Origin of the sequence: Pelosinus fermentans JBW45 (assembly GCF_000271665.2) — a bacterium.
In the GTDB taxonomy this organism is placed as follows: Bacteria; Bacillota; Negativicutes; order DSM-13327; family DSM-13327; genus Pelosinus; species Pelosinus baikalensis.
The window spans coordinates 350,309-376,109 of record NZ_CP010978.1 but is presented as its reverse complement, the minus strand read 5'-3'; the positions used below and the strand labels follow the sequence as shown (position 1 = coordinate 376,109).

Annotated in this window: 14 protein-coding genes and 1 riboswitch; of the genes, 3 read left to right on the top strand and 11 right to left on the bottom strand. The window is 44.2% G+C overall.

All coding sequences use genetic code 11. The features are described 5' to 3' along the window. Positions 1-375: 375 nt before the first annotated feature. On the top strand, positions 376-2,571 hold the full coding sequence (locus tag JBW_RS23705) for an SBBP repeat-containing protein (RefSeq protein WP_007961319.1): 2,196 nt from the start codon (positions 376-378) through the stop codon (positions 2,569-2,571). 453 nt (positions 2,572-3,024) lie between these two features. Continuing rightward, complete coding sequence (locus JBW_RS01425; RefSeq protein ID WP_007961317.1) at positions 3,025-3,438, top strand: hypothetical protein; 414 nt, start codon at positions 3,025-3,027, stop codon at positions 3,436-3,438. A gap of 188 nt (positions 3,439-3,626) precedes the next feature. Here the strand turns inward: JBW_RS01425 and JBW_RS01420 are convergent, their stop codons facing one another. Beyond that, positions 3,627-4,988, bottom strand: coding sequence for a HAMP domain-containing sensor histidine kinase (locus JBW_RS01420; protein WP_007961314.1), 1,362 nt, complete (start codon positions 4,986-4,988; stop codon positions 3,627-3,629). Continuing rightward, positions 4,985-5,656 (bottom strand): response regulator transcription factor, encoded by a 672-nt coding sequence (locus tag JBW_RS01415; RefSeq protein ID WP_007961313.1) that lies wholly within the window; start codon positions 5,654-5,656, stop codon positions 4,985-4,987. Before JBW_RS01415 ends, JBW_RS01420 begins: the two co-directional genes overlap by 4 nt. Before the next feature lie 193 nt (positions 5,657-5,849). On the opposite strand from JBW_RS01415, the gene JBW_RS01410 reads away from it, so the two are divergent. Next, positions 5,850-6,443 carry a hypothetical protein gene (locus tag JBW_RS01410; RefSeq protein WP_007961312.1) on the top strand — a complete coding sequence of 198 codons (594 nt, stop codon included), beginning with the start codon at positions 5,850-5,852 and terminating at the stop codon, positions 6,441-6,443. 127 nt (positions 6,444-6,570) lie between these two features. On the opposite strand, the gene JBW_RS01405 is transcribed toward JBW_RS01410, so the two are convergent. From JBW_RS01405 to JBW_RS01360, 9 genes are all read right to left on the bottom strand, one after another. Next, positions 6,571-6,972 (bottom strand): hypothetical protein, encoded by a 402-nt coding sequence (locus JBW_RS01405; protein ID WP_007961311.1) that lies wholly within the window; start codon positions 6,970-6,972, stop codon positions 6,571-6,573. A gap of 292 nt (positions 6,973-7,264) precedes the next feature. Then, positions 7,265-15,589: a GH36-type glycosyl hydrolase domain-containing protein gene (locus tag JBW_RS01400; RefSeq protein WP_007961310.1), complete on the bottom strand. Its 8,325-nt coding sequence runs from the start codon at positions 15,587-15,589 to the stop codon at positions 7,265-7,267. A 1,176-nt stretch (positions 15,590-16,765) separates the two neighbouring features. Further along, positions 16,766-17,254, bottom strand: coding sequence for a prolyl-tRNA synthetase associated domain-containing protein (locus tag JBW_RS01390; protein ID WP_007961309.1), 489 nt, complete (start codon positions 17,252-17,254; stop codon positions 16,766-16,768). 76 nt (positions 17,255-17,330) lie between these two features. Further along, on the bottom strand, positions 17,331-17,843 hold the full coding sequence (locus tag JBW_RS01385; protein ID WP_235334113.1) for a nitroreductase family protein: 513 nt from the start codon (positions 17,841-17,843) through the stop codon (positions 17,331-17,333). Positions 17,844-18,185: 342 nt separating this feature from the next. Then, the gene (locus tag JBW_RS01380) at positions 18,186-18,746 is read right to left on the bottom strand and encodes an acyloxyacyl hydrolase (protein WP_036682120.1); all 561 of its coding nucleotides are present in this window, start codon (positions 18,744-18,746) and stop codon (positions 18,186-18,188) included. Positions 18,747-19,216: 470 nt separating this feature from the next. Then, positions 19,217-20,470 carry a C4-dicarboxylate transporter DcuC gene (gene dcuC / locus JBW_RS01375; RefSeq protein WP_007961304.1) on the bottom strand — a complete coding sequence of 418 codons (1,254 nt, stop codon included), beginning with the start codon at positions 20,468-20,470 and terminating at the stop codon, positions 19,217-19,219. Positions 20,471-20,851: 381 nt separating this feature from the next. Then, entirely contained in the window at positions 20,852-22,873 is a 2,022-nt protein-coding gene (locus JBW_RS01370) for a methyl-accepting chemotaxis protein (protein ID WP_007961301.1), read from the bottom strand. A 144-nt stretch (positions 22,874-23,017) separates the two neighbouring features. Further along, positions 23,018-23,103, bottom strand: a riboswitch (cyclic di-GMP riboswitch). Between the two features lie 179 nt (positions 23,104-23,282). Then, positions 23,283-23,804, bottom strand: coding sequence for a peptide deformylase (locus tag JBW_RS01365; protein ID WP_235334112.1), 522 nt, complete (start codon positions 23,802-23,804; stop codon positions 23,283-23,285). A gap of 539 nt (positions 23,805-24,343) precedes the next feature. Continuing rightward, on the bottom strand, positions 24,344-25,603 hold the full coding sequence (locus JBW_RS01360; RefSeq protein WP_007961297.1) for an MFS transporter: 1,260 nt from the start codon (positions 25,601-25,603) through the stop codon (positions 24,344-24,346). Positions 25,604-25,801: the final 198 nt, after the last annotated feature.

The window sequence follows — 25,801 nt, the reverse complement described above, 5'->3', positions numbered from 1 at the left end:
TCAAAACCTGCTAATTCGCTTTACCACAAAAACCAAAATTACTAATGAGACCAATTAACTAAAGTCAAGCCCCTGCCTCAAGAAATTCTTAAAAACACATAAAGACGAACCCGCTCATCAGGTGTAATCACATGGAAAGCTTGCTTGTTTTTTAGAACCGAAAAAATAATGCGTAACAGTTTGTTCGTAACCTAGAGAGACCAGCATCTTCCAATCAGTGGAGTGCTGGCGTTTTTATTTTGCCCCTCGATATAACATTTCTTATACGAAGTACATATGCTGATATGTGATTTGTAATTGAGATTTTTTGCATGGAAGATGTGGTTCTTGAACCTTCAGAGGGCTCCCTTTCTATGACTATAAGGAGGTTTTAAAATGTCCCCTATATTAACGAAGTATCCCAAATCAGGTCTCTCCGCAGAACAAGAGAGACATATCTTTGACTCTCTGACGAGGCAATCACAAGCTTTTATTCCTAACGTCGGTCAAGTAGCCACGCCCGCACATTTTTACACCCGCGGCGCAGGCTACGGCTTTTACTTTACCCCTGCAGGAGTAAATATGGCATTCATCGAAAGCTCGGCAAAGCAAACCAAACTAGACCGCTATCACCGGCTTTTCCGTCCGGATGAGGCCCAGTCAGAAACGGAACAGGTCAAGCAGGGTATGGCTCTTTCCCTTCGGTTTATCGGGGCCAATCCTTCTGCCAACATCGAAGCACGTAAGGAAGAACCAGGCACTGTTAACTTCTTTATCGGCAACGACCCTGCCAAATGGCGGACCGATTTGCATTCCTATTCTGAGGTTGTCTACCCTGAGCTGTGGCCGAACATTGACATGGTATTTCACAACACTGACGGCGTGCTGAAATACGAGTTCATCATCCAACCAGGCGCAAACGTAAGTGACATCCGTCTAACCTACGACGGAGCGGACAACTTATCAACGGATACGGAAGGCAATCTGATCATCCATACTCCAATGGGCATTCTGACCGAGCAGCGCCCGGTAAGCTATCAACCAGACGGTGAACAGCAATTGCCCGTTACTACGGAATTTGCCCTCGAACGTCTGCCGGATGGCATCTTGGTATTCGGTTTCACTGCCGGCTCTGACTATGACCCCCAATCCCCACTGATAATCGACCCTGACTTAGTCTACTCTACCTATCTCGGCGGCGGTGAATTTAATCATTCCGTGGGCATTGCGATCGACACATCCGGCAACGCCTATGTTACCGGCCCGACTTCTTCCCCCGATTTCCCCACCACCCCGGGCGCATTTCAGACCTCTCTCAAGGGTCCTAGGGATGTTTTTATTACCAAATTAAACCCTACTGGCAGCGCCCTCGTCTACTCCACTTACCTGGGCGGTCTCAACTCTGATGAATCCTTTGCCATCGCAGTCGACACAACCGGCAACGCCTATGTCACCGGGTTCACTGATTCCTTAGATTTCCCCACCACCCCGGGTGCGTTTCACCCCTCTCCCCAAAACACCTTTAGTACTTTTGTCACCAAATTAAATTCCACTGGCAATGCTCTCGTCTACTCCACCTACCTCGCCGGTGGCGGCTTCTTTACTACCAATGTTGGAACTGCCATCGCGGTCGACACCTCCGGCAGCGCCTATATCACCGGGCGTGCTCGATCCCCTGAGTTTCCCATCACTCCGGGCGCGTTTCAGACCTCTCTCAAGGGTTTATCAGATGCTTTTGTCAGCAAATTAAACCCTGCTGGCAGCGCTCTTATCTACTCCACCTACCTCGGCGGTGGCAGCTATGATGAATCCTTGGGCATTGCAGTCGACACATCCGGCAATGCCTATGTTATCGGATGGACTGAATCCACCGATTTCCCCACCACCCCGGGCGCATTTCAGGCTTCTCTAAAAGGTCCCAGGGATGGTTTTATCACCAAATTAAATCCCACTGGCAGCACTCTCGTCTACTCCACCTACTTTGGCTCAGATGAGCCCTCTGATATCGCGGTCGACACATCCGGCAACGCCTATATCATCGGGACGACTGATTCCGCCGATTTTTTCACCACCCCGGGCGCGTTCCAGACCTCTCTCAATGGTCAATCGAATGCTTTTATCACTAAATTAAATCCTGCTGGCAGCGCCCTTGTCTTCTCTACCTACCTCGGCGGCAGCATCTCTGACAGTGGTAGTGGCATCGCGGTCGACACATTCGGTAACGTCTATGCCACGGGGACGACTGTCTCCCCCGATTTCCCCCTCACGCCGGACGCGTTTCAGACCTCCCTCAATGGTTCTATGAATATTTTTATCACTAAATTAAACCCCACCGGCAGCGCCCTCCTCTACTCCACCTACCTCGGTGGTAGCAGCTTTGATGAATCCTTGGGCATCGCGGTCGACACATCCGGCAACGCCTATGTCACCGGGACGACTAGTTCCCCCGATTTCCCCACCACCCCGGGCGCGTTTCAGACCTCTCTCAATGGTTCTCGGGATGATTTTGTAGCAAAACTACAAACAAGTCAAAATGAATCCATGCGTTTTCTAGTAAATGGGACATGGGGACAGCTTCCTTTTCCCAATTAAAAAAATGATTTAATTGTAATTCAGTGAATACCGACGGATAGGTAGTTACTGAATAATCCTTTTCTATAGGTTCCAGCATATTGGGTTAATCAAAACCATATCCCCAAGATGAACTATTTTTTAACTCTTGCTTTTTAAATTCTAATACATGAATTCCTCCTAATCTGGACACTCTATTAAAATAGTATCCAAAATTTATTCCATACTTACATGATTAGATTTCATATAAAAAAATAAATTTCTGCAATACATTAGATTTTTGCACGAACAATAAGAATTTTCATCAAGAAATTGTCAATAACCTCAGCCCCTCGACATTCGTCATATTGACACAAATTACCTTTTATAACACAATTTGAACTTTAATTATTGACATATTCATGGTTCTTGATATACTTCTTTTAGAACGAAGTCCTGTTAATCTTTTAAGAGACTATACGAGGTGGAATGAATATGCAATATTATTACATTAACAACAACTCCCATCCGCAAGCTATTAACGCTGGTTTAATCTGGCTGACAAGGCAATGTATTTATCATATCCCGCATCATGGCATCTTAGCCGGCGTTCAAAAAAGTACGCTGGAAGCCGCCTTGCAAGATACGGAATTAACTCAATTTCAGATTCGAGAATCCATCCTTGCCGCTGAATTTAAAATCGGCACCGTCACACTTAAAATTATGACCACCAAGAATAATTTCCCGGTCGATCATACCGGCAGCGTGCTGGCCATTCATCCCAACCCGGTTCTTCTCAATCAAATCGATCAAATGCCTAACGTCAACAATATCCTAATCATTCCCGCCGCACTCGCCGAATGCCAAAGCTGGATCACTGCGCACCAGGCTCAGGAAATTTCAGTATAAAAATATTGGGACAGAATGAAACGCGGGGAAAGGTTCATATTTCATCACTATGTCCAATCTAAAGAGAAGCTACCCATAATTATCTAATAAGATAGATTATGGGTAGCTTTTCTTTGAGAAGTGCTAAATCCTGCAGCTGCACCGTGAAGGTTAAAAAAACGAGGAAAGATACAACGCAAAATAAGGCTCTATATTTGCCATGGTATGCGAATTCTAAACATAGTTCCTTTCCCTTTTTCACTTTCTACCGTAATCGTTCCGCCCATAGCTTCCATTAAACCTAGGCTTATGGACAAGCCTAGACCACTCCCGCCTAGAGAGCGGTCACGGGATTTGTCAACACGATAAAAGCGTTCCCATATCAGCGGTAAGTCTTCGCTGGCAATCCCTTCTCCCTGATCGGATATGGAAACTTGAAGCCATTTATTTTCTTCGGTCAATAGCAACCCGATATGAGAACCGGATGGAGCGTACCGTATCGCATTACTCAGCAAGTTATCCAAAACCTGCGCAAATCGGTCGGCATTACCCAAAACGTAACGCTTATCAGTTTGGATCCGCAGCAGGAGAGAAAGATTTTTTTTCTTTAACAACATTTCTATTGTATCGGCTTGATGTAGCAGCAGCGCTGCTATATCAAACCGTTCTTGTTTGATACACATTTTGCCGGATTCCAATTGTTCAATATCCATAATGTCATGGACTAACCTTGACATTCGATCTGTTTCCGCTAATATCCTCTCTAAGTAGTGAGTTCTCTCTTGATCATTTACCGCAATACCGTCAATGAGTGCTTCTGTTGTGGCTTTTATACAACTTAGCGGTGTTTTTAGTTCGTGAGAAATGTTAGAAAAGAAATTACGTCTGGTTTGCTGGGTATGAACAATCGCGTCGGCCATGGCATTAAATGTTTTGCCAAGTGTTCCGATTTCATCTTTATCCGTGTAACAGGTGCGGCTTGTATAATCTCCTGCGGAGAATCGCTTGGCGGCAGTTGCAATATCGGCAATAGATCTGGTTAATTTTTGCGATAACAGCAATGCTAATAAAAAGGCCGCCACAAGTCCAGCAATAAATGGGAAAAAATAAGAGCGGATTATCATCTTTAAGTAGAAAGGGCTAATCTGATAATAGGCTAGTAAGCGTCCGGGCCCATCTTCTATTAGCACAGGCACTGAAATAATGATAGCATTTTGCGCTTCTGTTGAAAAAAGGAGCTGCTTGAAATAGTCTACTGAATTATGGAGTGTATAGGATTTCGCCTTCGAATAAACGGGTGGGCTTCCTTGAATAATCTGTCCATTATTATCTTCCAGCCACAATACTGCTCCAATAGTCTGACTTGCTAACTCCCACTCCCGATCAGGTATGTGACCTGTTTTCAAATCCTCGGAGAAAAAGTCGGCAATCTTTCTTAACTTGATGGTTAAGTCCCCAGTATTGTTTTGATGTGCGTAGTACACAACTGAAGCTGATAAGGTTAGTGCCATAAAGAGGATAATTGCCACATGACTGAATAGCTGGCGAAAAAACAATGAACGGGATATCATGGTTTGTCCACCTCAAACTTGTAACCGGTTCCCCGTACCGTTTTTATAAAATCTTCGGCCATGCCGATTTTTTTGCGTATTCTTTTTACAGTAGAATCAACAGCGCGTTCATCCCCTTCAAAGTCATAGCCCCATAAATTAACCAACAGATTCTCTCGGGTAAAAACAATATGAGGATGACGGGCCAGAAAATATAATAATTCAAATTCCTTGGCAGATAGTTCAACTGCTTGCTCATTAACTATAACTCGCTGTGTTAACGGTTCTAATGATAAAGGAGGAACCTGTAGCACATCACCTAGCAAAGCCAATTTCCCAGTTCGGCGTAAAATAACGTGTACTCTGGCAACTAACTCTCGAGGGCTAAACGGTTTGGAAATATAATCATCCGCTCCTAGCTTAAAGCCATTCATTTTATCATTTTCTTCGCTTAATGCGGTTAAAAAAATAATGGGGACATTCCGCTGCACTGTCTTGGCAATTTCCCAGCCGGATAAGCCGGGCATCATTACATCCAATATTAACAAATCAGGTAAGTGGAAGGTCTCTATATCCATGGCCGCATGTCCGTCGGCTGCTGCGAAGACTTCAAACCCTTCGCGGCTAAGATACCATGTAACGATATCACGTATATCTTTCTCATCATCGGCAATTAGAATTTTGACCATACGATAACATCCTTTCTACTTCTAAACAATAGACATTCTTTATTTATGATAACACAAGATTATGGCACCAATAAGGCTAATTTGAATGGGTGGAATTTTTGAGGAAAGCTTGACACATTCATGCCACAATAGCTTGCTATAATGAGCTGAGCCATAATAATGGAAAAATATAGAAAGGAAAGGGAAACGAATTATGTTGAAAATAAAAATGATCGCTTTCGTCTTAATGCTGCTTATATCGGGAACCGCGCTTGCCGCTCCAGAGAGGCCGGAAACCACAAGCAAAATTCCGGCCATCCTCTTTCTTCCTATCGCCAATAACACTGGTATGAAGAACACGGGCTACATAACCGAAGCCATCAACGCCCAGTACACTAAGAAATATCCAGCAGAAAATTTCACAGTCATTCCGCTTCCGGATTACACTAATCAGATGAGTAGCAATGGTGAGCCGAAGACTGAAGATGAAGTTATCAAGGCTGCCGCTGCGGCAGGAGCTGATTATGTGGTCAGGACCGACTTGCAAACAATTAAAATTAGACGGGGATTCAAAGGAATTTTTATAAAAAAATGGTGTGCGGCAGTAATCCCGGTCCAGATCACCATCTGGAACGTGGCATCCGGCAAGACCGTTTTTGAAGGCATTATCCAGGAAAGAGGAGACAAGACAGCTGTCGTGGGGGGAACCATAGGGTTACCATTCACTGTGTCAGAGAAATCTGCAGTCGAGAACGGCCTCAAAAAGGTAGCCAAGAAGATGGACAAGGAACTTCCTGCACTACAGTAGAGTTCCTTCAACAAAAAGCTGGGGACATTACTTCTAAAGAGAAGCTACCCCTAATCTATCAATAAGGTAGATTAGGGGTAGCTTCTCTTTCATAAATACTAAATCCCGCTAATTACGTAAAGGCTTACTATCCTTTGGCATCCATTTTAGCAATATCATAATAGGAATCTGCACCATAATTTTCCACGGCTTGTATTCTTTCCTGTAAATTTTTATTAGGAAGTGTCGCCGTTGCTGTCAGTTGATGCCCCATTAATGTTTGATCATTATTCATAAGTGCCTGAACGTTCTTGTTATCCGCACCTTCCGTTTTTGACGCATCTTTATCTTCGTCCTTATTCTTAGGAACTCTACCTATCAAAACCTTGAAGTTTTCTCCTATAACTACATAAGTGCATTCATAGTTTCCTTCTTGTTCCGTAACATATTGTCTTTTCCCCTGATTACTCTTCACATCGTTCTTATCACTCTGATCAACACTAGACTTACTTTGTAGCGAAAAAGAAATCCCAGATATGCCCAAACCCATAGTTAACCACCATTCCCTTCATCAAATTTATTTAAAAAGCAAACAATCAATGCCTTACTATTTTTCCTGACCTGATAGCGTTAAAAAACCATTTCACGTAGAATGACTTGACACCTTCTATTTTTATTATCGTATAAAATGCATGCTATCTTTACTTTTTTGCAAACTTAATACTCCCCTTTCGAATAAACAGTTTTTTACTTTCACTGTCTATCTAAGGGGAGCATATCACATAAGAGTTGTATAAAAGATGGGATACACCGGTCGAATTAAACTTCCCTTGAGAAGCTTTTTACAACGTCAGAACAACTTGATGGCGCTGCCCGTCATCGTGCATTTTAACGTAAGGACCATCCTTCACGTGTTGCTCAGTAAGTGCAACTTCCCGTCCATCAATTTGTAAAGCAATCGCTCCAGCGGACTTATGTGACGGATTTTCAACGGTAATATGGTAGGAACTGTTACCAAAACGGTAGCTAACGGAAAACCCTGGCCATTCGCAAGGAATGCACGGGCAAATGTACAGCCGGTCACCACGGCGACGAAGGCCGAGAATCGACTCAACTCCCGCCTGATACATCCATCCGGCAGCACCGGTATACCAGGTCCAGCCAGCGCGCCCCTGGTGCGGTTCAGCCGTATAAACGTCCGCCGCAATGGCGTAAGGTTCGCCTGCATACTGCCGTACTTCATTAGGCGTTCGTGTGTGATTGAGAGGATTTAACAGTTGAAACAACTCCAAAGCCTTATCTCCGTTACCAAGGCCGCACCAGGCGATAATACTCCAGATAACGCCATGGGTATACTGGGCTCCGTTTTCCCTGATACCGGGCGGGTAGCCCTGAATATAGCCGGGACTCGGATTCGTGCGGTCAAAAGCCGGTGTTAAAAGACGCGCAACAGAAAGATCCCGGTCCACCAACTCACGGTCGAATGACTGCATCGCCTGCAGTGCCTTTTCTTGTGGCGCCGCCCCTGAAATTACTGACCAGGACTGTGCGATGGCGTCGATACGGCACTCCTCATTATATATAGAACCCAACCATTGTCCGGAGTCGGTGAAAGCCCGTCGGTACCACTGCCCGTCCCAGGCATGCTTATCAAGAGAGGCTGCTAATTGTCTGCATACGTCCAGGTAGCGTTCCGCCCGCTCAATAGCACCACGCTGTCGGCATAGATCCGCAAACCGATTTAACACGTCACAGAGAAACCAGCCAAGCCATACACTCTCACCGCGGTCTTCAGCGCCGACATGACTCATACCATCATTCCAGTCGCCGATCCCGATCAGCGGCAGTCCATGCTCGCCAAAGCGCTGCACAGCTCTGTCAATGGCACGTAAGCTATGTTCAAAAACAGTGCCCTCTTGAGCAGATATTTGGGTCGGCTCATACCGTTCATGTTCACCCTCCGATAAAGGTTCGCTATACAGAAATGGTACCGACTCTTCCAGTATACCGTCGTCTCCCGTATGCTCGACATACCGTCCGACAGCATACGGCAACCATAGTAAATCATCGGAGAAACGCGTGCGGATGCCACGCTGCGTCTCTTCATGCCACCAGTGCTGCACGTCGCCCTCCTCATATTGATGCGCAGCATGCAGCAAAATTTGCGCCCGTGTTAAATCGGGGCGGGAGTGCAGAAGTGCCAGAGAATCCTGCAATTGATCACGAAAGCCGTACGCGCCTCCCGCTTGGTAAAAGGCGGAACGTGCCCACATTCTGCAGCCAAGCGTCTGGTACAAGAGCCAACCGTTTAATAGTAAATTCATCTCTACACAGGGCGTGGAAACCGAAATTTGTTCCAAAACACCATCCCAGAATTTACGTACATGCTCCAAAGCTTGATCGCAAACTTGGGATTGGTGGTACTTTTTAGCCAGTTTCACAGCGGCGTCCCGGGAATGTTCCGCGCCGAGCAGGATGTAGATAGTCTGTTCGGCCCCAGGCTCTAGTATGAGCTTGGTCTGTACCACGCCGCAGGTATCATAAAGCGGTCCCGTTTGACCTGAAAGGCGTTCCCGGGCCATAGCTGCCGGATTCTCCCAAGTCCCATTACGACCGAGAAATTCACTGCGGTCTGCCGTCCAGGATAGATCCGCCGTTGGCTTAACAGAGGATTCCGTTTGCGAATATAAGCCTAAAAAGGCGCATGCCCCTTGAAACTCCTCCTGATACGCATTATGCGCCAGTAGTAACCGGGCAGAATCATCCCACTCCGTGATGATGAAAGAAGCATTCTTCGTCCGCTGTACACCCATCACCCATTCTGCATAATAGGTGATGGAAAGATGCCGCTGCACGGCACTTTTATTCTGTAGCCGCAAATGAATCACCTTGACGGGATCATCTTGGGGAACAAAAACAGTCATTTCGTTCCTGATACCGTGTCCCTCATGACTAAAACAGGTGAATCCCCTGCCATGGTTAACGGTGTAATTCAAGACAGAAGACCCGTCCTCCTGTCCGTCGTCCCCTCGTCTTGGTGCAGTAGACCACAGTTCGCCACTCTCTTCGTCCCGCAGATAACACATTTCACCTGGCGGATCAAGCACAGGATCGTTAGACCATGGGGTCAGTTTGCACTCACGGCTGCTCTGCCACCAGGTATAGCCTGTGCCGAGTTCGGAAACAAGGCAGCCGAAACGGGGATTGGCAAGCACATTAATCCATGGCGCCGGTAGATAATTGCCGTTTTTAAGCACAATTCGATACTCCCGGCCATCAGGTGAAAATCCTCCCCAACCATTGAAGAATAATAAGTCTTCCCCGTTATCTGTCACAGGTCCAGCGAATCTATTTACTGACGCCGTCGGTTTGAGAGGCGCCGGAAAAGCTATAGCCCTCCGGAGCAGATTGGATTGCGCCTGGAAGCTGGGACCATCTGCCCTGAGCACAACACGGGCGGTGGCTAGGAGCAGCGTTCTGTCTTCCTCAGGCAGTTGGCTGGAATTTATGATAAAAATCCCGCCTGGGCCTGGGCTGTGCCAGCCAACCACTTGTTCAACCGCCCGCCGCAGTGTCTCCTGCAAATTCTGCTGGTAGCCTTCCGCCGATTGGTTCATAATAACCAGATCGAAAAGTAACCCTAAACGGCGCAGATACTCGTGCCCGGTAAGCAGATTGACCACAAGCTGCATATTGACACGGTCCTCGATCCGTACCAAGATCATCGGCACGTCGCCGGAAACGCCGTAAGCCCAGAGGCTGGACTGGCCTTTTACATTCGATAAGATACTTTGCGCGCGCTCCTGCCGCAGCATCGGAGTATACACAATCCGGCCAGCGAAAGTTTGAAAAGCCATTGCCTGAGCAGCAGTCAAATGCAGGTGCTGAAATTCGATTTGACTGCGATTCCAGGCCAGTTGAAATGTTCGTTCCACTACCAAGTCTCCAGAGAAACGGCTGACAATCTCCAATGCCTCTTCTTTTGTGCCTGCCACGGCAGTAACAGCGAACAATTGTACCTGTTCGCCAGGCTTGATGCTCATCCGCCTCCTCATGATAAATGCAGGATCAGCCACAGAACCAACCGTCCCGCGCAAGCGAGAACGGATTCCCAGTGGCAAGGCGAGCGTATGACCCCGGCCTACGAAGCTGGCCCGATCGGTCTCATATTCCACTGGCCCGAGGGTTCGGCCTGAGGTCAGCAGAGAATGCGCCGCCCATAAGGATTTTTCGTCATCCCGCCGAGGTCTGCGCCGAGCTAGCAAGCACTGGCCATCCTCAGCATAAGCCGTTTTGATGAACAATTTACTGAAAGCCGGATGCGCATCGTCGGCCATGGGAGATGCCAAAGCCAGTTCAAGGAAGGTTGTTACTTCCATGATCTTCTCTTCATTTCCGGTATTCGTAAGCGTAAGCCGCCTAACTTCAGCATTCCATTCCGGTGATACACAAATTTCCAGGCTTGTCTGCACGTCTTTGTCCACCCGCATGAAGGTGGCGCGATCAAGAGCAAACTGCACACGTTGTTCGTCAGACTGGACACGGCAGGGCTGAAATGCCGGCGACCATACCACATCTCGGGTCACGTCACGAATATATATATAGCTTCCCCAGTTGTCCAATACCGGATCCTCCCGCCAGCGGGAAATGGCCAGACCTTCGTAACGACTGAACCCACTGCCGCTGTTGGTCACGGTGGTCGTAAATGTCCCGTTTGACAGAACGCACACCTCGGGTGCAAGCGTGTCTGCGCTGCGATATTCCCGCAGAGTTACGATCTCTGCCGGCTTCTTATAAGACACGTATTCACGTGCCATGGCGGGATGTTTAATAATTTTAGGCCGTGCTGGAATACGCTCCTGCAGAAGCAACTCCGCTGCTCGTACGCGCTTGTCACGGTGAAAGCGCTCGGTTATTTTTCTCGGTGCCAGCAAGTTAGCAAGTGCCAGCAGACTCATTCCCTGGTGATGGGCCATAAAACTGCAGATAACTTTACTAGCCTGCTTCTTCGGCAGTCGCTCAGACGTAAAATCAATGGCTTCATAATAGCCGTATTTTCCCCGGGCACCAAGCTCATCTAGCCTGCGTAAATCCTGCAGTCCTTGCTGCTTAGCAAAGGGCAAGGCAAGGATTGTTGCGTACGGTGCCACAACCAAATCTTGCTCAAGACCGCGCTTGAACCCCAGACCGGGAACACCAAACGCTCTGTATTGATAGTTCATCTGATAATCAAAGGCATAATAACCGGATTCAGAGACGCCAAAGGGAACTCCCCGCTGGTGTGCGTACTCAATTTGCCGTTGAACCACCCCACGGTAGGTACTGTCCCAAATGGTTTTCGGATAGGTACGCATAAACAGCCAAGGCATTAAGTATTCAAACATTGTCCCGGACCAAGAGAGCAGTGTAACCCGTCTTCCCACCCGCGTCATTGTCCGTCCGAGGGCATGCCAATGAGACACGGAGACCTGGCCGAGAGCAATGGCAATAAAACTTGACAGCCTAGCCTCCGAAGCCATCAGGTCATATAGGATTGGATCCGGTTTACCCGGCCCTGCGTTGTAGCCCAAGTGGAACAATTTAGCTTTATGGTCATAAAGTGGGCGAAAGTCTGTCTCGTTGATAAGCGCCTCCACGCGGGCAAGCAGTTTTCCCCCGCGATAGAGCCATTCCTCCCGGACGCTCTGATGTGATGTTCCGTATTGGTCTATCGCTTCCCCCTTCCGTACAGGCGTTAACTCCTCAGCAAAAGCAACATGTAATGTTTCTATCGTTTTACCATGGACTTTATTGGCACCTGACCATCCATCCCCTTCTAGGTCGGATTTGAGCCATTCCGCTACCCCTTCTTTGACGGCTACCAAACAAACAACGAGATTGCCGGAATCCACCGTTGAAACGTACAGCGGTGGCAGCGGCTCCAATGTGACAGTATCGTACCAGTTATAAAGATGGCCTTTCCATTTATCCAGGTGCTCCACTGTGCCAATCGTACGCTCCAATCGCTCAATTAAACCGGGCGTATCGATAAACCCAAAATCCCGCGCAGTCAGTGTGCAGGTAAGGTAAAGTCCAATGTTGGTCGGCGAAGTGCGGTGTGCAATTCCGTTAGGCGGCTCCAATTGAACATTATCAGGCGGTAACCAATTCTCTTTGTCAGTAACGTAATCCTCGAAGAACGTCCAAATCTCTTTTGACAGTTTTTGCAGTTCTTCCTGCTCATTCGCCGCCAGCGGTTGCTCAGGCTGCTGCACAGGCTGGTTCAACCAGCGGACCGCAAAAGGAGCAATGGCCCATAAAATGCAAAACGCCAGTCCTATCCACCGCAGAACCGGAACGGTACTGGCCGCCACTGTCAGCCCAAAAAGAAACACTACTCCATAGCCTCCGTACATTCCCATCAACACGGGGTAGCGCCCGCCCCGCTGCCTGCGTTCGACCTCAGCGGCGCTCACCCATTCAAGTAAATGACGTTTTGTCACAACTAAACGGTACAGGGTTCTGGCGATTGCATCCAGCAACAGCACACTCTGAAACGGCATTATCATTATGTTTACCAAAACTTGAGCGGCTGTCCCCAGCAAACTCCGTGAATTGCCAATAATCCACCTCACCGCCACCAGTTGGCGAAGCAACGGCAACAACAGGGTAGCGACCATAAAGACAACCCAGCGGCCGGAAGAACCTGGCAGTATGTTCATCCCAAGCAGCAGTACGGCAAGCTGCACAGTTGGCAGTAAACTGCGCCGCAAATTGTCAATGATCTGCCAACGAGTGAGAGAGGATAAATCAACCGGCTGAAATATTCCCCGGCGATCGGGAACACTGTGTAACAGCCATGGAATGAGTTGCCAGTCCCCGCGCACCCAGCGGTGCATTCTCTTTTGATAGGCAATGAATACAGCCGGATGCTCATCAATTAATTCGATATCCGACAGTAAGCCGGCACGTAAAAATCCACCTTCTAACAAATCATGACTAAGTACCCGGTTTTCCGGGATGCGCTCGCATAAAACCTGCGCAAATGCATTAATATCGAATATACCCTTTCCCGTAAAAATGCCCTGCCCCAGCCCATCCTGGTACGGGTCGGAGGCGGCAAAGACATATGGATCGATTCCCGGATCCACCGACCACAGATAAGCGAAGCGCGAGCGTAAAGCCGCATTGTGGCTAATACCGATACGCGGTTGCATTACGCCATATCCCTCGACGACCCTTGTCCGAGTATGGTTTAACCGTGGCCGGTTATAGGGCAAATGCATGGTGCCGATTATCCGCTGCGCGCTTCCCAGCGGCAGCTCTGTATCCGCGTCAAGGGTGATTATGTAACGGATACGCGGCAAGACGTCTGTCTCCCCAACTACAAAGTCATAGGTCGTATCAGTCTTTCCTTTAAGCAGTTCGACAAATTCCACCAATTTACCCCGCTTGCGTTCCCAACCCATCCATACTCCTTCGGACGGGTTCCACATCCTGCGGCGCTGAAAGAGGTGAAAGGTGCTCCCGCCAGGACCGGAGTATGTGCCGTTTAACGCCTCAATGCTTGCGCGGGCGGCAGCATGAATAGCCGCATCTTCCGGCAGCTTCTCCTCACTTGCGTCGGTAAAATCCCCCAGGAGAGCAAAATGAATATTCGAATAGCGGTTTGCCAGATAATGCAGTTCTAGCCGATCCGCCAATTCCTGCACCTCTTTGACTGTGGACCAAATAACGGGGATGACCACCATTGTGGTTGCATCCGGTGGAACACCACGCGAGAAATCATATCGGAGTAGCGGCCGTGGCTGCCTGACGCATTCTATAAGCCAGTGTGCCGCTGTAACGGCCCACTCGCTCACAGGTAAACACAGCGCCAGTATAACGATCACCCACTGGGTAATAGTAAGGCTTGAGCCCCCGGATACCCACCAGGCAAATCCAAGAAGAAAAACCATGAATAATCCTGTCAGGGCTGTAAAATATGTACCTGTGGAGCGTCGTAACATTTCTAATTCCGGTAAATGCGAAGGAGTGCCACAGATCTTTAGCGCATTCCGCAGTTCCTTGACGCCGTCCGCTTCGAGCAGATAGTATGCAGCAAATACCTGGCGTGGCATTTCTTCCAGCACAACCGGACCACGTGTTGTCTCATCGTTTTTTTCCTGCTCTGTATACGCTTGCTCATACTCCTTCGCAGCAAGCCCGACGGCCTGCTGCGCCACTAGATTTTCCGGCACATGCAGGCGGCAGGCCAGCTTCTCAACCCGCTTACGCAGTACATCACGGCTTGAAAAATCAAGAAGCTGATATGTACCTGTGCTTTCTCCACGCAGCGTATGCTCAACCATACAAATCTGTTCAAACCGATCTTGCCAGTCCAAGCGTGATATTTTACGCAAACTTCCCATAAGGTTGCCTGTGGATACCTGATAGGCTGCCTGAAGCTGATACTCGTAAGAGACGATTCGATCAAGGCTGTCGGGGCCATTTTCTAATTTGCACATTAACCATTCCCTCACGGTTGTCGAATCGTCCGCCCACTCGCGCAAACGCCTGACCAAGTAGGCGATCTGGCAGCCGGAGAGCAGCATATCCTGGCCAGCTTCTTCAAGGGCAGCCTTTAACACTTCCGGGTTTAACTTCGCCAACTGCAGGCGTGCCAGCAGCCGATCGACTAAGGTACACACCTCTCGCCGTTCGCGAACCAGTTCCATGACTGCGGTCAGGCGGCGGATTAAGGTGATACGCAAAATAAGCGGGACGGCCCACACCTCTGCTATAGTCAAAACCGATACTTCCTGGTAAGAATTGATATAGGAGACGAGCGAATCCTCATCTAGGTTCCCGTCCACATGTTCGAGATAATCAGCACAAATAGACAGTATCCTTGTTTTGCCTGTCTTGCGTAAGTCAGGCAAATTTCGCAAAAAGGCACCAGGAAGCTGATGACGGACGACCAGCACCTGTTCGTCGATGAATTCAGCATGATCCAAAAGCCATTCTTCTGCGGGCTGCAAACAACTTGCATCACCTTCCTGCAGAGAGCGAATAAACGTGCGTAATTCTTCGATGTCGTTATAAAACTCCCGCCACAGGCGCTTTGATGACCAGCGTCTCACATAAGGGTCATGGGTCAATGCAAGTTCATGAGCTTTTTGTCGGAGTTGTTCTGTATTTAAAAGCATAGTCCTCCCAAAGACAATCAAAGATTGAAATGTAATTATCGTTTATTCCATAGGATACTGCTGGTAAAATTTGATTCATTAGAAATATACCCCTTTGGAGTACTAATTATTAATTGTAAATTTCGGTAATTTCTATCGTAAAGCACATTTCATAGGACAGTGGTGGCGTATGTGACACTTGGGGGCGTTCGAAAACACTGTAAAAGTCATTCTTCTATATTAAATTTGACTCGCCATGCTAATGCCTTAGATGCTAAATCTAAAGAGAAGCTGCCCATAAATCTACTAGAAAGGTAGATCATGGATAGCTTCTCTTTTATAATTACTAAATTATCTTCTCTACTATTATTTCTGATTACTCTTCCAATATCCTTTAAAGCACGGGATGGTTCGTTTAGGGTTCAATCGAAAGTTTTGTGCAATAAAAGGCTCAACCAGCAGAAAAAAACTGCAAGTTGAGCCTTGAAACTATCTACGCCACAAAATTTTTGCTTGCCCAGGAAGAAGGAAATTGCGGTGAATAGGCTATGGATTTTCAATCTGCCACTATCGTTTTTTTCCAAAAGAAAAATGCTCAATGTACTGCCTTTTTGTGGGTTTCAGAAAGTTCTCATAGAATTGTAGTTTAGGACTCTTAATTCTTCCATCTCTCGGGACAAACAACCTGTCCCTGTGTCCCATTTAATACCTGTTGGCCTATTTGCCACGGTTACGAGTGCAATGATTCTTGAAGCGGGTATCACATTTGGATGGTGGGTATATCCAGTAAAGCTTTATCCTCTCCAGAACGTCCCATATCTGTATGGTCCCATACCAGTAGCTACAATGTGGCTTTTAAAATTTACGTATGGGCGATTTTGGTTGTACGTAGGTGCGGATTTTTTATTAAATTTGTTCTATACTCTAGTATTTGAAAATTATTTTCTAGGTAATAGAGGTGTAATTCAATTTCAAAGTGTTAGCCCTATGCTAGACGTTTTTATGACCTCCGCACTAGGAGTTATAATATACGCATATCAGATATGGCAGGAAGGTATTTTTGTTCGGTCTGAGACAATGTCCCCCTCCAGATCATTAAATTTGCAACCCGCTTTGAAACCATTTAATAATAACGAAGATGATGCCGAGAAATAAAGAATGGGACACAGGCACAAATGACATGTCCCTGTGTCCCATTTACATTGTTACATAAGCGATCTTATTGCCATTTTGCTGGATCACTTCTTTAATGTCATCAAAAGAAACCCAAACAGTTGCCGTATTCTCATTTGGGTGAAATCCAAGGCTCTTCTTACCTATCAAATCTTTATCAAAGACTACCTCAACAGCACAATTCGTATCGTTGATTATCCCAAAAGGTGTTACTGCGCCTTTACTTAGTTGCAGGTATTTTTGCAATCTTTCTTCAGAGGCAAAGCTTAAAGCGGTAGTTCCCAGTTGTTCGCGCATTTTTTTCAAATCTGCTTGCTTATCTTTATCTAATACTACAATAAAATGTCGCTTGCCTTTGTAATCTCGCAAAAATAGATTTTTACATACATCATCCAGATTGGCAATTCCCAGTTCATCCATTTCCTCTATTGTATAAACAGCTGGATGATTCATTACCTCATATTTAATTTTCAGTTCATCTAGTTTTTCAAAAACCTTTTGTTGATTCTCCATTGTATTTATTCACTTCTTTCTTTTTAGTAATCAAAAATTGAGAGGATTGCCTATGCAAAGATTTGCTAATTCGTTCCTATAACCAACTTAGAATATTTTCCGAAATGTCTCTTCTTTTGGATTTTATCGTGTCTTTACTTGGATAGCCAACAGATATAACAGCCATTAATTCAAAATCGTTTGAAACTCCTAGCAGTTTTTTCATCTTATGTTCATTTTTTAATATCTCGCCAATCCAGCAAGTCCCCAGACCCATTTCATGGGCGGCAAGTAACATATTCTGTATTGCGGCTCCGATGGCTTGGATGTGTTTTAGATAAATACCTTGAATTTTAGTATCTACTGTTTTTGTATCGAGAAAGACTGCTATCAAGCAAGGAGCAGTTTGTACCCAGTGATGGTAGATCGTCAGTGATGAAAGCTTTTGGGTTAAGTCTTCATCGTTCATTACTACAGAAAACTTCCATGGCTGTAGATTGTTTCCTGAAGGGGCCCAACTAGCAGCAGTAAGTATCTTAGTAATATCGTTTGGCTTTACTTTCTCTGAAGTATAGGATCTTACACTTCTGCGGTTTACGATAGACGACATTATTGAATCCATTTTATCCTCCTCTAATTTTTCAAATTTTAGTATTAACTATAACGTGAACTATTTTCAGCCTTAACTAGGAAATTGTTCTAAAGGGTCAAGTTTAGTGCTGCGGCTTGCTTAGCCGTCGCTTTAATAGCATTGACCCTTTCGGTTATTTAAATCGAGTGATTATGAGCCCCGTACTTTCCAACGACTTTTAAAAACATAGAATGAAATCTTAGAAGTACTACTGAGTAAGGTATTTGAGAAGCTCCCCATGAATCTACTTAGGTAATTATGGGTAGCTTCTCTTTCATAAAGCAGCAGTTCTTTAGATATTCCACTTAGAATTTTGCCAATTTAAAATTTTGCCGCAAACCCCACTGAAACTCCTTGGGCGTTATATCCAGGATTATGAGTTCTAAAACCATTGGAAACATGCATTAGCATATACCCGATATTTACTGAAGAGTTTTCGCTGATTTTATAAATGAATCGAGGACCGATCCGCCACATAAAATTATAATATCTTCCTTCAGCCGGAAATATTTTGTCATATACAATAAATCCGCCGCTCATATCTAATGCTTCATATAGCTTTCCAGAAAGTTTTTTTTCATGGCGAATCATGTAAACGGGACCGACGCCGACTGCAGAACTGTCTTTCGACTGCTGATTATTATCATTTATGTACCCATACGGCCGAGTAATTGTAATGCCTCTATATATAGACCTATTATTTTTTTTCGAAATATTCTCAAATATATGTAGTGATACCGTATCAATATAGCGGTCTTTGAAGTGTGCGTGAGTCAAGTAGTCCCAATCCAGTTCAAGCTTGGGGTCAGCACAATATGACTTTCCCGGCATGAAAATCAGCAAAATATTAATAACAATTATTAAACAAATTAACCTACGCACAATACGACACCCCTCGTATAAGTTTTCTATATTGCCAACCATAGTTGCCATTATGCAAAAATAACCATGGTTCCTTTTCAGAAAGAAACATGGTTAATATTCTATATACCGAATTAGTTCTCCTGTTAAATTATCAAGTATCGAAAAGATTTTATTACTTTAAAAGAACACATGTAAAAACAGAAGGGACGCTCCTTTGGTGAGGATCGTCCCCTTTGTCTTCACTCAATTATGATAACCTTCATAAAAACAATAGTAGCCTACAACCATTGAACGGTTGTAGGCTACTATTAGTTTGCTATTTTTTTGACCGATACGGTTTATGGCAAAACGTCTTATTTAAATCCAATCGTTCCTAGCCATCTTTTATCATAATTTTCGTGCCAAATTCTGCCGATAAATCAGCAATATCACACAAAATTTGCTCTGGCATTTTTTTATCGGAAAATTGCGGAAGACCGAAATGCGATTTACGCTAATAAGAATAACATACCGACTATCATAGCACCTACCATTGGCAAGCAGTTACGCTTTGCGATCTCCATTGGATTGACGCCAGCAATACCAGCTATGATAATTGTGGCACCAGCGATCGGTGACATCGTGCGCCCTAGTGTACCACCTAGTGTGGCCATACTGCCCATTTGCACCACTGACATACCAAAATCTGCTGCATGTGGTGTAATAGCTTGGTTAAATGCGAAAGTTGCCGCATCACCGGAACCAACAACCAATCCCAAAATAAATGGACCAACTGCTGCACAAACCTTAACAATTGCTGGATTGCTCAGCATTGAATCGGTAAACGCTTTTACAAGTCCAATTGCTGTCAAGCCAGAAACAAATACACCTGCCGCAATAATAATACCAAGAATTTCACCATACGCTTTTCCCATACCATCGAAGAATGCATTGCTCAAGTTAACAGGATTTTTTCTCGTTACTAACAGCGCAACTAAAGAACCGATAACCATGGCTTGTGGAACATCCATCTTAAATGCAGGAACAATTGCCGTTGCACCTAAAATTAGAATTACAATCGGAAAAATCGGCATCAACGCATATAGAAGTTTTACCTTGAAAGATGCCTCTGCCTCAAAACCTTCGGCTTTATATCCTTTATGCTCTTTTTTGTAATAAGCAATCAACGTAATCAAAATTGTTGCTGTAAGCAAAGACGCAATATTCGCTTTAAAGTGAAATGCGATAACTTCCATAACGCCTACACCGGCAATCTTGGCTACAAACGGGTTATGTGCCAAACCTGGGTTCAGCATACTGCCATATGTACCGCATTTTACCGCTGCTCCCGCCATTGCCGGATGTACACCTGCCGACATCATCAACGGTACAAAAATCGCCCCTGCAGCCGCTGCCGTTCCCGCAGCACTTGGTAGTGCTACATTGACTGCATAGGTAGCCAAAACCACACCTGGAATTAAAAGCGGTCGAACTTTGGAAAGACCGTTTGCCATAAGATTAATTAAATGTTTATCACATTCTGTATACTTCATTACCATTGCAAAACCCATAACGGAGCAAACTGCTTGAATCAGCCCACTATTGGTCATTTCTTTTGCAAAAGCATTTAAAGAAACCATCGGCGTCCCCGCCACACAAGCCATAATAATACCAGAAGCTAATAATACCAGTCGCGCATCATAACGCTTGATCAAAAAGTAAACTGTAACAATTACTACAATAATACCAACAGCAGTCATCATAAAAAAATTCTCTCCCTCTAAAAAATTTATAAAGACATTCATGTAACTTTTTATTTCAAATAAATCTTTCCCCCTTCCTTTCTTGCTGAACTAAACTAAAAAGACGCTGTTTTTTCTTAAATAAGAAAACAGCGCCCTTGCTATTGACATAATTATATCATATGTTTAGACAAAAATCTACAACATCTGCAGACATTACTATTAGTCAGCCTCATACAGCCAAGGGGTGAATCCCTTTTCAATGGGACACGGGGACAGGTTTCTTGTCCACATAACAAATCTAACGCTAATCTTTCCATATTCAATTTTTATATCAAATTTAAAGAGAATCTACCCATAATCTACTAACAAGATAGATTATGAGTAGTTTGAAGGAAGCATTTATACTTTAAATTGCGCTATAATAGAGCGAAGTTCCTCAGACATTTTAGCTAAAGCTTCACTAGAGGCAGCAATCTCTTCCATTGATGCAGACTGCTCTTGGGCTGAGGCAGAAACAGTCTGGGTATACCCTGTTGTCTCACCATTGATTCTGTCGATTTCTTTAATTGAGGAAACAATTTGCTCACTGCCACCTGCTACCTGCTGAATTGCAGCAGAAATATCTCGGATTTGATTGGAAACCTGTTCGATTAATTTCAATATCTCCCCGAAAGCCTTGCCTGCAATATGGACTACTTCTGAACCTCGCTTGACTTCATTCGTCCCCTCGGCCATTACGTTAACTGCTTTTTCAGTATCACCTTGAATTTCACCAATTAGTACTGCAATATGTTTTGCTGCGTCCTGAGATTGTTCAGCTAGTTTTCGAACTTCTTCCGCTACCACAGCGAACCCTCTACCTTGTTCACCAGCACGTGCTGCCTCGATTGCAGCATTCAATGCAAGGAGATTTGTTTGACCAGCAATTCCAGCAATGGTATCCACAATTTGACCAATCTCTTTTGAACGATTGCCAAGTTTCTCGACTACCTGAGCTGAGTTCATTACTGTTTTCTCAATATTCTCCATCTGTTTCGTAGTATCTTCTATTGCCTTACCACCATCTTGAGCAGCAAGCGCAGTCTTTTCAGCAGTAGCTGCTACATTTCCAGAGTGAGCAGCTACCTGCTGTATACTAGCAGACATCTTTTCAACAGCATCCTCTGCAACATCTACTGCTTGCATTTGAAACGTACTGCCTGAAGATACTTCCGTTATCGTTTCAGCTATTTGATTGGCAGCTACAGAAGATTGTTCTGCGCTTGCCGTAAGTTCCTCGGAAGATGCTGCTACCAGTTCTGCTGAAGTAGCAATTTGTTGAACCAAACTGCGTATTTTTTTTACCATAGTATCAAAATGGATCTCCATTGCATCTAATTCGTCTTTACCATCGGCACTCTGTGCTGCCGTCATACCTAGAGCAGCTACTTGTAAGGTTAAGTCACCTTCTGCCATTTTTTCAATTGCTTTATTCATTCTTATAATCGGCTTTGTTATATTCCTTGAAACCAGAATACCAAAACCACAAGCAGCAATAAGAATCAAACCGATTGTAATAAAGGAGGCTCTTAGAAAGGGGGCCAATTTTACAAGAATTTCTTGTTCCGGTACATTGATCCCCAAGCTCCAATGCGTTCCAGGAATAGGAGCAAAAGCAATGTATTTCGTAATGCCCTTATCTATGTAATTACCAGTTCCGGTTTCTGCATTTACCATTTTATTAATTACATTTTTAAGTTGATCATTTGCATTAGGGTCCTTTAATATATTTGTCTTCATTATTTGGTCTTTATCAGGATGAATGATGGTTAAACCATCGCCCTGAATTACATAGGCATAACCGCTTTGTGCAACCTTAATTTGATTAATACGTGAAATGAGAGCATCAATAGGCACTGTACCGCCAAGTGCCCCTATAATCTGGTTATTTTTTTTGATTGGCGCAACCACAGATACCACCAATTTACCATCAGCCTTAGAAATAATTGGATCGGTAGTTGTCGCTTTGCCAGTTGACATGACCTGTTTAAAATATTCACGATCAGCGATATTTGTTCTATCCCCTGATGTATGAATGGATTGCCCCTTTGCATCTACAAGCCAAAACCGTGAATAAATAGGATTTCGTTTGGTCTCTTCTTTTAAATAAGCAAGTGCCCCCTGCGTATCTCCGTTAACAACACTTTGATTCGTTGCCAATATGGAAACCTCAATTTCACGAGTATCTTTCCACGTCCCAATGTCTTCAGCATAGGCATGTGCTCTATGGACAAGATCCTCCTCAGCATCTGAAACCAATATACTTTTTGCATTGTAGAAATTACATACTCCTAGAATGCTTAATGTTACTAATAGCCCAATTATTAAAACAGCTGTAACCTTTACCTGAATACTTTTCTTCACCCATGTAAGCAAATTCATAAAAAAATTCTCCCCCATCCATTTATCACTTATCTTCAAAATTGCCAACTTACTATATTGAACCTACTTATCCCGCCATAAAAAATAGCACCCGCCCAAGGCAAGTGCTAATTAACTCATCACGATTCACTTAATTTATGATTCACTAGCAACCTGGCAATCATAGACAACTCGTCATTAGACCCATAGCTTTGCGTCCCAACTTTTCAATTGGTTTGCCAAAATATTCTTTTCAATATTGTCTATTCTACACCCTATAACCTGTTTCGTCAATGAACGCAGAAATTTCTGAAACGCTTCTGCTCCCCCATGGATACCAATCTACTGGATTATTGGCATGCTTTAGTAACTATGGGCTCTTTTCGTGAAGTAAGTAATTGGGTTTATTGTTTTTGGCTGTTAGGCTATGCTAAAAACATCCTGATTTCTCAGGGTTAATTCTAAATGATTTATTATCTATTGCTCTTTGTACTGCTAAGATCCCATCTAAATGATCATATTCATGCTGAACTAGTTCAGACAAATCATCTTCAAATTCTAAAAAGCAATCATTCCATCGTAGATCCTTATAAAATATTCTACATTTTTTATATCTATTTAACTTTACTTCTAATCCGGGAAAACTCATACAGTCATCCCACACTTGGAACTCTTCTTCTCCAAATTCCAATCTGGGGTTAATTAGGGCATATGATTTATTATCAAAATTCATATAGATAATTCTTAAAAATTCTCCAATTTGAGGAGCAGCAATAGCCCTACCAAAGCCATATTTTTCTCTGAAATTTATAATTGTATCGTGTAAATCATTAACTACCTGAATTCTTTTATCCATATCTTCAGTAACTTCTCGTGAAACATTATAGAGAGATTCATTTCCTAAGAGTAATATTTCTCGTACAGCCATTTTTTCAACAACCTTTCTATCCACCTAGTTATTTAACGCTTACCTATTTTTGCTTTTTGCTTTGGAGGTTGTAACAAAAAAGGAAAACCTCTATTACGAGATTCCCCAATACATTTATTTTTTTTAATAAGCAAAAACATATGTACTGTTTTTGCTTATTAATGGGAAATGGCGACAGGTTCTTTGTCCCAATTAAAACCGATAAGTTGGTATATCAACTAAAAGAGAAGCTACCCATAAATTTACTAAATAAGTTCTTATGGGTAGCTTCTCTTTATAAATGCTAAATCCTTCTACATTTTTACGTTATAAACATTATTTTACCAGCAAATTTCTGTTTTAGGTCTATTGTCAATCTGCAGTTGCTTTTATCCCAATAAGAATTGTAGTTTAGGACTCTTAATTCTTCATTTTTAGGGACAAACAACCTGTCCCTGCGTCCCATTAAATGAAAAGGCCGAGACCAGAGAGTCTGGTTTTCAAATTACGTAGCCCAGACCCTCGGATTGTCGGCTGTATGAGATCCACTTCTATTTACGTAAAGTATCGAAATTGTTAATAAATTAATTTTCATCAGCTGTTGCAAGACGCGCATCAGCTTTCGGAGGTAATTTTACTAAAGATACAACTAAAGCAGTGAAGACTAATGCGCCGCCCATAAAGACGAATGCAGCATTATAACCTGACATACCAACCAAATATCCAATGACAATTGGAGATAAGATACCACCGATACTACCACCTGCATTCATAACGCCGGTTGCCATGCCTACATAACTACGTTTAACCGATTCCATCGGCATAGCCCACAAGGGACCAAACGCCATACCTACAAGAAATCCTGTACAAACCAGAAGCCCCATAGCAATATTTTCTGTTGGGGCTGCAACCACACCATAAAGTACCGGCCCAGCTGCTAAATTTACAAGAATTGCCTGCGTTTTACGATGGCCGCTAAACACCTTATCGGAAAGCCATCCGCCAAATGGTTGGGCAATACCCAATGCTAAGAATGGCAATCCAGAGAAGATACCCATTTTCACCAATTCAAAACCACGTGCTTTTACTAAATAACTGGGCAGCCAGGATAATAAACCAAAGAATGCACACATAAAGCCGAAATAAGTAAGGGCTAATAAACAAATATTCCGATTTTTCAACACACTCATGAGTCCAGCACTAGTTTCATCTGACGTTGATTGGGCTATTTCTACTTGTCCATTTTTAATATAATTAAATTCCTCTTGCGAGATAGTAGAATCCTCTTCCGGAGAATTTTTTACTAGAAAATGCAACAACGGAAGAATTACAAAGCCCAATCCACCAAAAATATAGAATAGCGCATGCCAGCCCCAGAGACCAATAATAGCCACAGCGATTGACGGTGCAATAGCAGGACCAAAGGAACATGCTGAGGTAAAGATTGCATTAGCAGTTGCCCGTTCCTGATTGGGAAACCAATTACTATTTAGCTTGAAGGCGCAAGGAGGTTGAAGACCTTCGCCAATGCCAAAGAGAACACGTACGATAAAAAACTGGGAAAATGAACGTGCTACCCCTGTAGCTATCGTCATAATCGACCACCATACTAGGGCGACAAGCAACACCTTCTTGGGCCCGACTTTGTCGCTCAGATAACCACCTGGTATCTGAAAGATGGTATATGTAATAAAAAATGCACTAAATAGATATCCGACTTGTTCCGGGGATAGTGAAAACTCCTTGGATATGAGGGGCATAGCTACCGACAAATTTACCCGATCGAGAAATGCTACGAAAAATACGATCCATGATACGGCTAAAACTACCCAACGTCTTTTCATATGATCCTTCCTCCTATTAATTGCATTGGTTTAGTTACGTTAACTATTCAAATACCAAAATCCCCTTAAATTAAGTACGTATCCCTAGACAACGTTGACTATTACTCAAAAATTAATCAATCACCGTTTAAATCCAAACCAACTGCCTGTCATTGAACTCCCATCTACGTTCATTTTCCATAACATATGTTATATTTC

Bases quoted from the DNA above. Each gene is read 5' to 3' on its own strand.
- JBW_RS23705 (WP_007961319.1), top strand. From the start codon at position 376: ATGTCCCCTATATTAACGAAGTATCCCAAATCAGGTCTCTCCGCAGAA.
- JBW_RS01425 (WP_007961317.1), top strand. From the start codon at position 3,025: ATGCAATATTATTACATTAACAACAACTCCCATCCGCAAGCTATTAAC.
- JBW_RS01420 (WP_007961314.1), bottom strand. From the start codon at position 4,988: ATGATATCCCGTTCATTGTTTTTTCGCCAGCTATTCAGTCATGTGGCA.
- JBW_RS01415 (WP_007961313.1), bottom strand. From the start codon at position 5,656: ATGGTCAAAATTCTAATTGCCGATGATGAGAAAGATATACGTGATATC.
- JBW_RS01410 (WP_007961312.1), top strand. From the start codon at position 5,850: ATGTTGAAAATAAAAATGATCGCTTTCGTCTTAATGCTGCTTATATCG.
- JBW_RS01405 (WP_007961311.1), bottom strand. From the start codon at position 6,972: ATGGGTTTGGGCATATCTGGGATTTCTTTTTCGCTACAAAGTAAGTCT.
- JBW_RS01400 (WP_007961310.1), bottom strand. From the start codon at position 15,589: ATGCTTTTAAATACAGAACAACTCCGACAAAAAGCTCATGAACTTGCA.
- JBW_RS01390 (WP_007961309.1), bottom strand. From the start codon at position 17,254: ATGGAGAATCAACAAAAGGTTTTTGAAAAACTAGATGAACTGAAAATT.
- JBW_RS01385 (WP_235334113.1), bottom strand. From the start codon at position 17,843: ATGTCGTCTATCGTAAACCGCAGAAGTGTAAGATCCTATACTTCAGAG.
- dcuC (WP_007961304.1), bottom strand. From the start codon at position 20,470: ATGATGACTGCTGTTGGTATTATTGTAGTAATTGTTACAGTTTACTTT.
- JBW_RS01370 (WP_007961301.1), bottom strand. From the start codon at position 22,873: ATGAATTTGCTTACATGGGTGAAGAAAAGTATTCAGGTAAAGGTTACA.
- JBW_RS01360 (WP_007961297.1), bottom strand. From the start codon at position 25,603: ATGAAAAGACGTTGGGTAGTTTTAGCCGTATCATGGATCGTATTTTTC.